General features: G+C 32.7%; 11 protein-coding genes and 1 other annotated feature. Of the genes, 1 reads left to right on the top strand and 10 read right to left on the bottom strand.

Annotated features, from left to right (window positions below; all coding sequences use genetic code 11):
- Window positions 1–20: 20 nt before the first annotated feature.
- Complete coding sequence (mgtE, locus tag WMO19_RS04830) at window positions 21–1358, bottom strand: magnesium transporter (RefSeq protein WP_349170455.1); 1338 nt, start codon at window positions 1356–1358, stop codon at window positions 21–23.
- 1 nt (window position 1359) lies between these two features.
- Window positions 1360–3201: an ATP-dependent helicase gene (locus WMO19_RS04835; protein ID WP_349170457.1), complete on the bottom strand. Its 1842-nt coding sequence runs from the start codon at window positions 3199–3201 to the stop codon at window positions 1360–1362.
- A gap of 110 nt (window positions 3202–3311) precedes the next feature.
- On the opposite strand from WMO19_RS04835, the gene WMO19_RS04840 reads away from it, so the two are divergent.
- Complete coding sequence (locus WMO19_RS04840; protein WP_349170459.1) at window positions 3312–4106, top strand: nitroreductase family protein; 795 nt, start codon at window positions 3312–3314, stop codon at window positions 4104–4106.
- Between the two features lie 22 nt (window positions 4107–4128).
- Here WMO19_RS04840 and WMO19_RS04845 read toward each other — a convergent pair whose 3' ends face one another.
- The 8 genes from WMO19_RS04845 to WMO19_RS04880 all read right to left on the bottom strand — a co-directional run bounded on the left by WMO19_RS04845 (window position 4129) and on the right by WMO19_RS04880 (window position 13781).
- The gene (locus WMO19_RS04845; protein WP_349170461.1) at window positions 4129–5061 is read right to left on the bottom strand and encodes a helix-turn-helix domain-containing protein; all 933 of its coding nucleotides are present in this window, start codon (window positions 5059–5061) and stop codon (window positions 4129–4131) included.
- 33 nt (window positions 5062–5094) lie between these two features.
- Entirely contained in the window at window positions 5095–6471 is a 1377-nt protein-coding gene (locus WMO19_RS04850; protein WP_316719512.1) for an ABC transporter ATP-binding protein, read from the bottom strand.
- The gene (locus WMO19_RS04855) at window positions 6464–7180 is read right to left on the bottom strand and encodes an energy-coupling factor transporter transmembrane component T (RefSeq protein ID WP_316719511.1); all 717 of its coding nucleotides are present in this window, start codon (window positions 7178–7180) and stop codon (window positions 6464–6466) included. The genes WMO19_RS04850 and WMO19_RS04855 overlap by 8 nt, the downstream gene beginning before the upstream one ends.
- The gene (locus WMO19_RS04860) at window positions 7177–7776 is read right to left on the bottom strand and encodes an MptD family putative ECF transporter S component (protein ID WP_264350349.1); all 600 of its coding nucleotides are present in this window, start codon (window positions 7774–7776) and stop codon (window positions 7177–7179) included. Before WMO19_RS04860 ends, WMO19_RS04855 begins: the two co-directional genes overlap by 4 nt.
- An 11-nt stretch (window positions 7777–7787) precedes the next feature.
- Window positions 7788–9509, bottom strand: a complete 1722-nt coding sequence (locus WMO19_RS04865; RefSeq protein ID WP_349170464.1) for an ABC transporter ATP-binding protein — start codon at window positions 9507–9509, stop codon at window positions 7788–7790.
- Window positions 9509–11254 (bottom strand): ABC transporter ATP-binding protein, encoded by a 1746-nt coding sequence (locus WMO19_RS04870; protein WP_349170466.1) that lies wholly within the window; start codon window positions 11252–11254, stop codon window positions 9509–9511. The genes WMO19_RS04865 and WMO19_RS04870 overlap by 1 nt, the downstream gene beginning before the upstream one ends.
- A 257-nt stretch (window positions 11255–11511) precedes the next feature.
- Entirely contained in the window at window positions 11512–12855 is a 1344-nt protein-coding gene (gene brnQ / locus WMO19_RS04875) for a branched-chain amino acid transport system II carrier protein (protein ID WP_349170468.1), read from the bottom strand.
- Window positions 12856–12913: 58 nt separating this feature from the next.
- Window positions 12914–13147, bottom strand: a binding site (T-box leader).
- Window positions 13148–13250: 103 nt separating this feature from the next.
- Window positions 13251–13781, bottom strand: a complete 531-nt coding sequence (locus WMO19_RS04880; RefSeq protein ID WP_349170470.1) for a hypothetical protein — start codon at window positions 13779–13781, stop codon at window positions 13251–13253.
- Window positions 13782–14218: the final 437 nt, after the last annotated feature.

Genomic DNA, 14218 nt, shown 5'->3' on the forward strand with positions numbered 1-14218 from the left:
AAGTAAACTGTGGTTTTTATTTAAATTAAAAGTGGCAAGAAAACTGTGGCAAGTCCTAAGAAGATAAAAAATCCAAATACATCTGTAAATGTTGTTAGAAAAATTGATGAGGCTATGGCTGGGTCTATTTTCATCTTATCCAAGACCAGTGGAATGAGAAAGCCCATGGAGCAGGCAATTATCATGTTGGCAATCATGGCTAAGAATAAAATAAATCCTAAATAGATATTGTGATGCCAAAATACAAAAACTCCTGCCGCCAAAATTCCTATAATGGCTCCTTCAAAAAGTCCCAAAAATATTTCCTTAAAAATGAGTTTATAATCCTCTTTGAGGGACAATTCACCACGAGCGAGTGATGTAAGTATAATTGAAAGAGTTTGTGAGCCTGCGTTGCCGCCCATTCCAGTTACAATTGGCATGGCTGCAGATAGGACGACTACCTGTGAAATTGTGGACTCAAAACCCTTTACAACAGATGATGCCAAAAAGGCTGTCAGTAAATTTACAATTAACCAGGGAATCCTGCTCTTAAAGGAGTCAAACCAAGTTGAGTCATAAACTTCATCTGCATTAACACCGTGCATCTGCAAAATATCTTCATTGTGCTCTTGGTCGATGATGGCGATGATGTCTTCTGATGTAATAACGCCAAGGATTGCCATGTTGCTGTTTACTACTGGCAAAATGTCAAGCTCGTACTTGCTAAAGAGGTTTGCTGCAACTTCTTGGTCATCAGTGCCATATACATAAAAGTCCACTTCTTCCAAGATATCTCTTAAAGCTGTCTTTGCATTGGAAACCAAAAGGTCCCTAATTGTCACAATGCCTTGCAGTCTGTGATAATCGTCTGTTACAAAAATTTCGTCAATAATTTCCGTCTCAGGTGAAATTGCCCTAAGTTTTTTTATGGCTTCTTCTGCCGTCAAATTTTCCTTTAGGGCAATAAAATTTGTGGTCATGATACCGCCGGCAGACTCTTCGTCAAAGGAAAGTATCATCTTCAAGGTGTTTTTCTCTGCACTTTTCATTGAGGACAAGATTGCCTTTCTCCTCACAGTGGAAAGAACACCCAAAAGGTCGGCAACTATTGAAGTTTCCATGTGAGCAAAAATATCTATTAAATCATCATCAGTAAAATATGCCATCATCCTTGCGCTAAGGTCATCTTCTGCCGATTCAAAGAGAAGTGCCATGTTGTCGTGGCTTACTAGGCTGACAAAAGTTTCCAGTTCCTCATCTTCCAAGTCCTCTGCCTCCAGGGCAATATCCACAGGGTGATACTCATCAAAGAGACTGTTTAAGAGCATGTCATCTTTTATTTTAATTATTTTTCTTATCTCTTCATTTAAATCCATTTTAATCACCTGCCAAAGTTTCTAAATCTGTTACAAAAGATGAAATTTCATTTTTCATTCCATTTGTGTATCGGGAGTACATTAAGTATAATTCATTTTTTGCCCTAGTCATGGCAACATAAAAGAGTCTTCGCTCTTCACAAAAAAGCTCTTCATCTTCTCTTATGGCATCAAGACTTGCAGTAGAGGGCAAAGTCCCCTCATATAAGTCTACAACAAAAACTCGGGAAAACTCAAGCCCCTTGGCAGAATGAATAGTTGAAAAAGTTAAATTTGCCTTATTACTTCTTGGCTTTAAGAGGTCGTACTCCAACTCCTTTAACCTTCCAATAAATAAATCCAGAGACTCAGTGTTTTTTGCAATTAACTTTAAATAGTAGAGGTATTCGTTTAAAGTCGCCTCTGTTTCCATGAATCTCTTGGCATTTTCTCTTAAATATTTTCCATAACCCATTTCCTTGTCTATATAATTAATGGCATCGTAGACATTAGATCTTGCAATTTTTCTAAAGCCAACTAATAACTTGTTAATATTTTTGTGGTAGTAAGATGGAAGTCCTGGATAATCCTTTAAAATATTAAAAATATTTTTGCCCCTATTTCTCTTCATATAGTCGATATGCTTTTTGGAAATGTAGCCATCTAATTTAAAGTAAAATTTTTCGTAGAGGTCAATATCAGAAAGATCATGAGAAAAATTTAAAATATCTAGAATATCACGAGTTATAAAGTGAGAAAAGAACTTAGTCTTTTTGTCCTTTATATTAAAATCATAATTTTTTCTCTCAAAATACTCCACAAGACCAATGCTGGATAGATTGTTTCTGTATAAAACACAAAGGTCCCCTGCCTCCTTTTGAAGTTCCCTTTCGATAAAGGCATACTGGTCCTTGGGCTCCTTGACCTTAATAATATTTACAGGCTTAGCAAAGGGATTGTCTGTGACAACAGTTTTTTCGAAGCGATTTTCATTTTGGGCAATAAAAATATTTGCAATGTTTACAATATTTTTTGTTGAACGAAAATTTTCTTCCATATAAAAAGTCGCAATGTCCTCATAGTCTTTTTGCAGCTTAAAAAGTTCTTCAGTGCTGGCGCCCCTAAAGCCGTAAATAGATTGGTCGTCGTCAGCAACAACAAATAAGTTGTTGTCAGGCTTAGCCAAAAGTTTTAAAACTTGAAACTGACTCCTACTTGTGTCTTGCCCCTCGTCAAGCTGAATAAATTTGAACCTATCTCTATATTTTTTTCTTATAGATGCATTACTTTTTAAAATCTCATAAGCTAGATTTATCATGTCGTCAAAGTCAATTAAATTTTTGTCCTTTTTATACTTTTCATAGGTCTCATAAAAGTTGACGAAGTTGTCAGTGTCGCATCTTTTTGTCTTGGCAAAGGAAGCTGGACTTAGCATCATATTTTTGCAGTAGCCAACTTCAGAAATTGCCGTCTCAATTCGCTCTTCAGTGGGATAAGTTTTGTTGACATCTCTATAAATATCTCTTAAAATTTCATATTTTTTCTTTAAATTTGAATCAATGAGGCTAAGGGACTTGCCAGATTTTTTAGAGTAATCTCGAACTATGGAATAACAAAAGGCGTGAATAGTGGAAAAGACAACATTTTTATCCTCAAACATTAAATTGTAACGCATCTTAATGTCAACAGCTTGCGCCTTGGAAAAAGTAATAGTAAGAATGCTCTTTGGGTCCACTCCCCTATCTATTAATCTCTTAGTCCTATGTAAAATCATAGTTGTCTTGCCTGCGCCAGGAACAGCAAGAACTATTGCAGGTCCCTTAAAATGTTCCACAGCTTTTAATTGACTAGATGTTAATTTCACATTATCCCTCCCACTCTAGTGTAAACTATTTCATAAATATTTTAAATCTATTTTTTTAACCCTGCTATTGTGATATAATTTAAATATAAACTGGTTTAGGGGGTATTACTATGTTAATGACAAATTTCTTGCAAAAAAGAAAGTCTGTCAGAAATTTTAAAACGGACACAGTTCCAAGAGATGCCTTGGAAAATATAAAATTACTTATGGACGAAATGGGAACTAATGAAAGCGGCATAAGTTTTTCTCTTTATGAAAACGGAAAAATTGTTGCTGAAGGACTAAGAGGCAAAGCAGGCTATGCAGGAGTCATGATAGAAGCTCCACACTACATTGCACTAGACATTGACGGAGACAAACCGCTTAACATATTAAAGGGTGGCTACTGCCTAGAAAAATTAAACACAAAAATTGTTGACCTTGACATAGACACTTGTTGGATTACAGTTGATAGCGTTGATGCAGACACAAAAAGAGCCATCTTCGGAGAAAATGGCACAGGCATAGATTATCTAATTGCTCTTGGCTATGGACAAAAGAAAAAATTATTTGACCCAGAAGTTACAAGTTCAAGACTTAGCGTTGAAGAAATTGTCTTCGCAGATACAATTGGAAATCCTATTTCCATAGAAACACTTGAAAACTATGGCGTCTTCGATGTATTTTCATCAGTAAGATATGCACCAAGTCACAAAAATTTCCAACCTTGGAGATTTGTCCTTAAGGGATCAGAAGTTGATGCTTATATGGTAAAATCTGATGAAGACAACAGATCACTTATCGACATGGGCGTAATCTTATTCTACATGGAAGAAATGCTAAAGACTATTGGCATAAATAAAAAATGGACAATCGACTTAAAGGACGCAGGTAAATATTATTACATCGGTTCCTTTACTTTATAAAATTTAAACATTAAAAAGAAGCTCATTCACTTAGAGCTTCTTTTTTTCTGTATTCACTTGGACTTAGTCCCGTAAATTTTTTAAAGGACCTTGTGAAATTTGATGGACTTGTGAGACCAAGTTCCATAGAAATTTCTGTTATGTTTTTATCTGTATTCATTAAAATTTCTTCTGCTTTCATCATCCTTAAATTGTTGAGGTACTTTATAGGAGTGTACTGAAATTTTCTGATGAATTTTTTGTTTAGGTTTGACTTCGAGATTTTAAATTTCTTGGTAAGTAAGTCTAAGGTAATATCCTTATCTAAGTTTTCTTTAATAAACTCTTCAATTAAAATAATTTCTTCGCTTTTTTCTTCCTTTTGATAAGATTTTCTTATTTCTGAAGTTTTTTCTCGTGTAATATCGTAAATTAAATCCAGAGCCTTTATAGAAATCCCCAAGATATCTTCACTTTTTAGGACTTGGATAAGTTCATTGGCCCTTTGAATTAGTCTTTCATTCCTATATACAAAACCCATATCCTTTATTGAATTTATTTTTTTCAAAAATTCCACTAGGATTTTACCGTAAAAGGAATCCTTATCTATCTGGTTTTCAAAAATGAAAAAGTTAAAGGCCTGAACCCTGTCCTTGGTTGTATAGGATTCCCTTGCATAGGGAAGGGCCTTGCCAATAAAAATTTCTCGAGTTATTAAAATTTTTGTATCATTGATATAGGTAAAGTAATTACCTTCATAGCTATAAGAAATCCTATAACCCTTCATCCCCTTACTATCAGAAGCCTGCACTTGATACTTTTCTCTTAAGTCAATATACATGAGCATAAGTCCTGGGAAAAGTTTATAATTTTTCATTTTATTTTTAGGATGGCTTATCCCTCGATACTCTATAAAATCATCATTATCATCGACGACTTCAAAGTCCCAAGAAGCTAAATTCTTATTATTTTTCATTTACAAACTCCAAAATATTTTCTTTCGAACTTTTTATAAATTCAATACACGATTACAAATTAAACTTGCAAATTCAAAATCATGGGTAGCTATAAAAATAATTTTATCTTTTGAATGTAACTTTAATAATTCTACAGTTTTAATCATATTTTTATAATCAAGCCCACTTGTAGGCTCGTCTAAAATAAAAATTTCTTTGTTACACAATAGTCCACAAACTATTGCAAGTCTTTGCTTTTGTCCCCCAGACAAAGTGTTAGGGTGGCTATTTTTATAATTATATAAGTCAAAATCATTTAGTAGTTCATTAATTAAATCATCTTTTGCGTTCTTTATGCCTAATTTACACTCAGCAAAGACACTCTCAGCAAATAATTGATAATTTACGTCTTGCATAACCATATAAGATATTTGCTTTCTTGCTTTTTCATCAATTTTTTTAGATTTTAAAATAAACTCACCCTTATAATCAGTATAAAGTCCACAAAGAGTTCTTAAAAAAGTAGTTTTCCCTATGCCGTTAGATCCTAAAACAGCAATAATATCTCCCTTATTTGCAGAAAAATTAAGTTTATCTATAAGACATTTATCTTTCCTATATATCGAAACATTATTTACTTGTAAATAAGACTTATCTATAATTGGTGATTTTTCTTTTATATTTAAACTAGGTTTGTTTCTTGTTCTTAAACCCATATCCTTAATTTCATCTTCAGATAAACTTAAAAAATCTTTATTTGAAAAAATTTTATCAATTTTCCCATTCTTCATATAAATAATTCTATCAACTAAATCCATTACATAATAGATTCTGTGTTCAGATATAATAACTGTTTTACCACTCTCTTTCAACATGGATAAGTGTTTTTTTAATATATCTATGGTAGGTATATCCAAATTAGAAGAAGGCTCATCAAGTAAATAAATATCTGGATTTGTTGCATAAACTGATGCAAAAGCAATTTTTTGTTTCTCTCCTCCAGATAAATAAAAAATATTTCTATTTTTTAGTTTATTTATTTCTAATTTATTGCAGGTTTCATCTAATTTCTTTTCTAAAATTTCTCTTTCTATTCCTTGGTTTTCTAATGCGAATACAATTTCACTATTTGTATCCACATTAAAGAATTGGGTTCTAGGATTTTGAAAAACACTTCCGACATTTTTTGAAAGTTCAAACATTTGATAGTTAGATAATAATTTATCATTTATTTTTACATCACCATTTAAATCTCCTTCATAATAATATGGTATCAACTTATTTATAAGCCTTGTAATAGAGGTTTTGCCAGATCCAGAAGAACCACATATTAAAATAAACTCTCCTTTTTTTATTTCTAGATTTATATTATCTAAGCTAATATCCTTAGTGTTTCTATATTTGAAACAAACTTCATTTAACTTAATCATAAAAATACCTCAAATATATTGTAAATGCAGTAATTATTACTCCAATTATTAGAGATAAATAATCTAAAATTCCAAAATTAATTCTTATAATTGAAGTTCGTTTATTTGGTGATTCAATTCCTCTTGTGATGGAAGCTATAGTTAATTCATCTGCTGCTTTTGCTGCCATAATTATCATAGGAGAATAAATGCATTCTACGGTTAAAGAAGGGTTTTTTATAAATCCAAAAAAGGATGGAGAAATCCCTCTAAGCCCCATTGAATCTTTTATATATCGCCAATCTTCTTTTACTGTTGGCATATACCTAAGCATTACTGCTAGGGGAATAGAAATTTTTTTAGAAACATTAACGTAATCCATAGCAGATAAAAATTCCCCCACTTTCGTTGTCCTTAGTATTGTCATAGAAAGCATACATACCGGATAAATTTTATTAACTAAACCCAAAAATGGCATAAATATGCTTCTAAAAGTATTACTTCCATATCTTACAGTTAAAATACTAAGAAAATATACTAATAGATATATTAATATCCCAGTAAAAGCAATTTTGATTTTTCTATTTATAAGACTAAAAATAGCAATTAATGCTACAAAAGCTAATTCATATTCTATTGAGGGCAATATACTAGATATAATTATGCACAAAAATAGTAAAACTATTTTTGTGCATGGATTAATATGTGTATTCAATTCTCCTAAAATCATATAATACCCGCCTTTTCAAATTGCTTTTTTAAAAGTTTAGAACCTATAAAAGCACTAAATAAAGCAACTAAAAAAGTTCCAATCACAATAACATAAATCATCCAATCAGCAGCTGCTGCATTCATAGACTGTATATATGTTATATCTGTCCCCTTTTCTATCATTGCATTTGACCAAGACTTAGGATCCATAAAATATACGACAAAAGTCCCTATATCTCCAAGTGCAAATACTCCAAAAGAAAGGATGTTTATTTTTTTACTTTTATATGCCTTGCTTCCTGCTATAAATTCAGCAATTATTCCCATAACTAAAGTTCCAAGACCCATAGCCCAATGCATGCCTGTTGCAAATCTCAAAATACAAATTATTATTGCCAAAATAGCAATTGTTCCTCTTTTAGCCACTTTCGAGATCAGAAACATAAATATTATTCCTGATAGAAGAGCACTACCCATTGGCTGATAAAAGGTTAATACAGGATTCATTCCAAAAGGCATTCCCCCAATCATATTAAATATAAAATAGAGAGCTGTGAAAACCCCTATAGTAATCAAATCCTTTGTTTTTAGACCATTCATATTATTTTTATTCATTTTATCTCCTCCTAATATACAAATTCTTCTGACTTATTTGATGACTCAATCATCTTCTTGTAAGTCTTGCTTCTTTCTATTAGTTCTTCATGTTTTCCAAAGTCTTCAATTTTTCCGTCTTTCATAACAATTATTTGGTCTACATTTTCTATTGACTTCATCCTGTGAGATATTATGATAACAGTTTTATTCTTTGTTAATTTATTCAAAGACTCTTGGATGTACTTTTCATTTTCCACATCAAGTGATGCGGCAATTTCGTCTAAAAGAATTATTTCTGCATCCTTTAAGAAGGCCCTTGCTATAGAAATTCTTTGTCTTTCACCGCCAGATAAGTTGGAACCATTTTCGCCGATTTCTGTTTCATATCCCCTTGGCAATTTCTTTACAAAGTCATCACAGTTGGCAAGCCTTGCTGCTTCAAGAACTTCTTCGTCACTGGCACTGGACCTGCCCAGCCTAATATTTTCCATTACCGATCCATTAAAGAGGGTTACGTCCTGAAAGACCATGGAAATGTGTTTGAACAAGTCTTGTGTGGCAATATTTTTTATCTCCTTACCATCAATTGTGATTTCCCCAGAGTCGTAATCATATAATCTTGCCACTAATTTTATTAGGGTAGACTTCCCGCAACCAGATGGACCAACAAGGGCAGTAGTCTTTCCCTGCAAGGCCTTAAAGGAAATATTATCTATAACTTTTTTGTCATCGAGGTAAGAGAAGGAAACCTTATCTCCTTTAATGTCAAAGGACTTCAAATCTGCTCTTTTTCCCCTTTGAATTTTTTCATTCCTTAGGGCCTTTATCTTTTCAACTGGTGAATCAATATACATTAACTCCATATAAAATGCACTGAAGGCTGCAACTCCATCAATTAATCTTGCTGAAGCAAATAAGTAGGCTGCAAAATACAAGATATTTATTTCTCCATCTATCAAGCTATTTAATCCAACATATATTGCAAGGGCAAGGGATAAGTTTGCCACAACTGTTGCAAAAACATTGGGGATAACTTGTCCCAATTCCGATTTAATATGCTCCTTTTCTAAGGACCTAACAAAGTCAACGCCACTTTTTTCCTTTTCTCCAGTCAAATTGTAAGACTTGATCTCTGTAGATAGGTCTATGAGTTCTTGAAACATCTTTGAGGACTTCCTTTGCTCCTTATAATAGGAACTTACTCCCTTCTTTTGAATCTTGCCGGAAAGCAAACTCAAAATAGCAGAAATATAAATTGGCACTATAACTGCAAGCCCCAGTTTTAAATTTCCAATTAGTAACAAAATGGTAATAATAAGTAGATTTATTATAAAGCCATAAAATCCTGAAACTGCATGAGAAAGGCCATGTTCAATTGCTTCTACATCCTTCATTATTGTTTGAGAAAGATCTGTTAAATCTCTACTTGAATAAAAACTAAGAGGCAAGTCCTTAATTATTTCAGAAATTTCTATCCTAAGGTTTGCAGATTCCTTATAGGTTTCGTTGTAAGTTGTAATGTAATCCCTATTAATTACAAAAATCATAAGAAGGGCAATTATTACATAGGCGATGACTGAAATCCATGGACTAAAGTCTCCTAAATTTAACAAGCCTTGCATTACATACATAAGTAAGAACATAGGTAGCATATAAGAAAGGGTCTTTAGGCTAGAATATCTTATTGCAACAAGGGCACCCTCTGCCCCCTTGTCTGTAAGTCCATAGCGATTTTTTAAATAAGTTTTCATCAGTCAACCCTCCATTCATTTGCCTTCATATACATTTCCACAAACTTCTTATACTTGCTGTCTTCCTTGTAAAGTTTATCGTGACTTCCTCTTTCAATTAGCTTTCCATCTTCGATTAAAAGAATTTCATCTACTCCTCTTATGGAAGTAAGCCTGTGGGCAATCATAATTGTAGTCCTATTCTTTATTAATTCCTTAAAGGCTCTTTGTAATTCATACTCGTTTTCAGGGTCAGCAGCTGCTGAAGCTTCGTCCATTATTATTATTTTTGGATTCTTTAAGAAAATCCTAGCAATACTTACCCTTTGCTTTTCTCCCCCAGAAAGATTTACACCTTCTGCTCCAATCACTACATCATAACCATCTTTAAATTTGTCTATAAATTCATCACACCTTGCAAGCCTTAATGCCCTTAATACTTCTTCATCACTTGCATCACTTTTTCCAAGCTTAACATTTTCAAAAATGGAGATACCTTGGAAGAGTTGTGGATTTTGAAAAACAATTCCTATGTTTTTCATAAGACTTTCCTTGTCATAAGAAGAAATCTTTTTATTTCCAATTAAAATTTCTCCTGAGTCAACGGGGTATAGACCAGAAATTAATTTTGCAATAGTTGACTTGCCTGAACCCGAACTACCCACCAAGGCATAGACCTTATCTTCTTCAAGACTGAGAGAAAAGTTATTTAAAATTTTATTTTCTCCGTCATAGGAGAAGTCTACATTCTTAAATTCAATATTTTTGTTTAAGAATTCCCTTTGGTTTCCAAATTCTATTTCCTTCGCCTTCATCTCCTTGAATAAATTTTCAAGATTATCCACAGCAGAATTTGCCTGGAAGATATGCATAGATACATACATAATTTTCATTGTGTTTAAATAGAATATCCCCGAGAATAAAGTGAAAAATAAAATTTTTGCCGCCCAAAGACCAGGATCAGCTCCCCTATTAACCATAAAGATTCCCAAAAATATTGGCGTAATTATAAAAATATTTAAAAGCCATTGGAAGAGGACATAAGGAATCCTGCAGGACATAGAATACTTGTAGACCATGTCTTTATAAATTAGAATCGAATCATAAAGTTTTTTAAAACCAATTAGGGGTGCGTTAAAAATCTTTACTACAGGCATGGCCCTAACATACTCAACTGCACCTGCGTTCATTTCGTCAAGCATATCCATGTACTTCTTCATAAAGGACTGATCACCCATCATATTTTTTACAAGGACTAGACTTATTAGTACAATGACTACAAAAAATATTCCAAGATATAAATCCAATAGGAAGGTCAAGATAATCATAAGTATAGGAGTCAAAAATGCTGCTGTTTGATCAGGAATTAGGTGAGCCACAATCATGTGAGTTTGCTCCACATTGTTGTCAATTATTTTTCTCACTTCTCCAGAATTGTGTAGGTCAAAAAAAGTATTAGACGCCCTAAGAAGATGCCTTATGCCTCTTTCACGAAGACGCGTTTCAAGTCTAAAACCTGCTAAGTGACTCATCCAAAGACCCATAAAGTATAAAAGACCATAGGCAATAAATAAAAATAAAATTTTTATTGCAAGACTTCTTTCTTCTGATAAGACCCCACCAGTAAATACATTCTTTAGCAAAATCCAAATTAAATAATAGGCATAAAATTCTAAAACAATGCCCAAGGTCGTAAGTAGACATGCAAGAATACCGTGAAGTTTTCTCTCAGGTATGTAGGAAAATAATTTTTTGTATAATTTCAAAATATAACACCTCTCTTTATTAAATAAAAAATTAATTGATAACAATTATCGAGATTATTATAATATTTCTTTTTCCAATTTTCTTAACAAAAATACTTTTCTATTCAAAAAAATTTTTAATCATATTCAATTAGAATTTATTTGTCATATTTTCCTTTCATCACAAGCATCAAAAATTTTTTTTATCCTCTTTGCAAGAAAGCATAAAAAAGTCCCACATTAATCATGTGAGACTGTTTTTAAATTTCTAATTTATCTTACATATAATTTTCTGCTTTTACCTTAGCCTTTGATGGTGACACTAGTCTTGAATATGCTTCAACTAAAACTACAGCAGCAAGACTTGGTAGGGCCCAAGACAAACCGTTTGATGCCATTGGAAGGCTTGCTTCAAGCTTTGTCAATAGAGGCAGACTTAGATTAAATGTTGACTTGGCAACAGATACAATTGGTAGACAAACTGCAAAGAAGGCTGATGCCTTATAAGAAAGTCTGGAGTAACCAACAAAGTCATGAGTAAATCCTAGAAGTATTAAGACTAAGGCAACTGGATATATAACAGTTAGTAGTGGCACTGATAAAGCAAGAAGTTTATTAAGTCCAAAGTTTGCCATTACAAAGGAGAAGAAGGTCCAAAGGAAAACCCATCTGCCGTAAGACATCTTGCGGTTAAATAGTGTGCAAAAATATTCAGATCCACTTGATATTAAACCTATGCAAGTAGTTAAACAAGCAAGGGTAAATATTGAAGCTAAAAGAACTAAACCAGAGTTGCCAAATACAAGCTTAACAGCTTCTGTAAGTACTACTGCACCATTTTCTACGCCAGCGAAGGCCTTTGATGTAACCATGCCCATTGTTGAAAGCATTAGGTAAACTACAAACAAAACACTTCCTGCAAGTAAACCAGCCTTAGCAGTGTAAGCTGTAACAAGCTTCTTATCTTCAACGCCAAATCTTCTTATAGCAAGAGTGACAACAAAACCAAAGTTAAGGGCTGCAACTGCATCCATGGTGTCATAGCCTGCAAGGAAACCAGCAACTACTGGAGCATCCTTATAATTTCCACTTGCCATTGCAGGTACCTTTGGTAGAGTCATAACTTTTGCAAACATTATAAATATTAAAAGCAAAAGTGTTGGAGTTAAATATTTTCCAACTCTTGCAACTAACTTGTTAGGCTTTAAGCAAACCCACATTGCAACAGCAAAGAATACAAATGTATAGGCAAGCCTTACAAGAGATAGGTTAAAAGTTTCTGGTACATAAGGTGCTATTGCCATTTCAAAAGGAACAGATCCAGCTCTTGGTATTCCAAGACCAGGCCCTATTGAAAGGTATATTGCAGTAGTAAAAATTAAGGCAAACTTTTCTCCAACTCTTGAAGATAAGTTTTTAAGTCCGTCAGTCTTGCCAACAGCTATAGCTCCAAGTATTGGAAAGATAATTGCGGTAACAGAAAAAGCTAAAAGGGAAATTATAGTTCTATTCCCTGCTTGATTTCCTAAAAATGGAGGGAAAATTAAATTTCCAGCTCCAAAGAACAATCCAAAGAGCATTATGCTCACTTGAGTAAACTGACTTCTTGATAAGTTTTTCATTTTTTCCTCCTAATTTTTAATTTTATAAATAAAAAAAAGTCCCTTGTCTAAATAATAGACAAAGGACGAATTATCGCGTTACCACCTTAGTTCCTACAAAAATGTAAGCTCTCTTAACAAGCATCAATCAATGCCGAGTATAGATAACGCCTACTAAAGCGGCAAATCTTACTGTTAATTCAGACTTGCATAAAGAAAAAGGATTTTCGAATATATCTCCATTATAGGCTTTCACCAAACGCCCACTCTCTGAAAACTTTAATAAACCTACTCGTTTTTTCCAATATTTTTTATAAATAAAATTATGATTTGTTTGTTATTATAAGAGACAAAAATCAACTTGTCAAATACTTTTTTTTAAAATTTTTTAAATTTTATAAAAATAATTAATGAGTCTAAATATTTTCTGTTAATGAATCTATTTTTTCTTTGACATCATCTTCATCTAAACCCAAACCCTTGGCAAAGAAGTTGAGACCATTTTTTGTGTCCTCTAAGGTTTCAAAGGAAGCTGAAGCAAAGTCTAGTCCCAAAGGTTTATCATAAGTTACACTTGAATCTGTAAAAAAATAATCTGCGTTTAAGTTATTTATAAGCTTAAAATCGGGCTCTTTTTCATCGCCTATTGAGCTGGCATCAGGATAAATAGATTCTGCTCCATTAGGTACTGCCACAACATTTTCATAACCCAAAAATTTTAAGGCCTTTGCAGCCTTCACTGACAAGGCAACAATTCTTGGATTTTCTTTTTCTACAAAGAGTTTATGCGCCATCTCTTCCTCTTTTTCTTCGCCCACATTTTCTTGGCTAACTTCTTTTGCATTGGAAGTATTTTCTACTGTTGTATCCTTCTGAGATTTGCAAGAAGAGAATACCATCATTAGCAATAATAAAAAACCAAGCTTAATATAAAACTTTCTTTTCATAAGACACACTCCTTTTTAATTTTTGGTCTATCTTTAGTTCTTCCTATTAACATGATATCACATTATTCAAAAAAAATAGAAAGGCAAAATTTTGTGAAGCTTTTATATATTTAAGGGAGTTAAAAAAATTGTATTTAAAAATTTTTAAAATTTATTAAAAAAATTTACAAGAAAAAAGGCTCTATGTCAAATATTGGGGAGACTCGTTAACTCGAGTTTCTCTTTTCATTTAAAAATCAATACTTAGACGCTAATAGAATATCAAAACTAAAATAACTAAAAAATTACTAAAAATAGGTATAGCAAATAAAACCCCTAGGGGTTTTGCGAATTTTCTCGTTTTCCTATCATTACTTACATGCAAACATAATTCTTTTTCTAAACAAATTAAAATTTTTCATACCAAAACAATTTCTCTTTAAAGTCTTTATCTTAGT

The organism is Peptoniphilus hominis (ex Hitch et al. 2025), assembly GCF_040096015.1.
Classification (GTDB): Bacteria; Bacillota; Clostridia; order Tissierellales; family Peptoniphilaceae; genus Peptoniphilus_A; species Peptoniphilus_A hominis.

Bases quoted from the DNA above. Each gene is read 5' to 3' on its own strand.
- mgtE (WP_349170455.1), bottom strand. From the start codon at position 1,358: ATGGATTTAAATGAAGAGATAAGAAAAATAATTAAAATAAAAGATGAC.
- WMO19_RS04840 (WP_349170459.1), top strand. From the start codon at position 3,312: ATGTTAATGACAAATTTCTTGCAAAAAAGAAAGTCTGTCAGAAATTTT.
- WMO19_RS04845 (WP_349170461.1), bottom strand. From the start codon at position 5,061: ATGAAAAATAATAAGAATTTAGCTTCTTGGGACTTTGAAGTCGTCGAT.
- WMO19_RS04850 (WP_316719512.1), bottom strand. From the start codon at position 6,471: ATGATTAAGTTAAATGAAGTTTGTTTCAAATATAGAAACACTAAGGAT.
- WMO19_RS04855 (WP_316719511.1), bottom strand. From the start codon at position 7,180: ATGATTTTAGGAGAATTGAATACACATATTAATCCATGCACAAAAATA.
- WMO19_RS04860 (WP_264350349.1), bottom strand. From the start codon at position 7,776: ATGAATAAAAATAATATGAATGGTCTAAAAACAAAGGATTTGATTACT.
- WMO19_RS04865 (WP_349170464.1), bottom strand. From the start codon at position 9,509: ATGAAAACTTATTTAAAAAATCGCTATGGACTTACAGACAAGGGGGCA.
- brnQ (WP_349170468.1), bottom strand. From the start codon at position 12,855: ATGAAAAACTTATCAAGAAGTCAGTTTACTCAAGTGAGCATAATGCTC.
- WMO19_RS04880 (WP_349170470.1), bottom strand. From the start codon at position 13,781: ATGAAAAGAAAGTTTTATATTAAGCTTGGTTTTTTATTATTGCTAATG.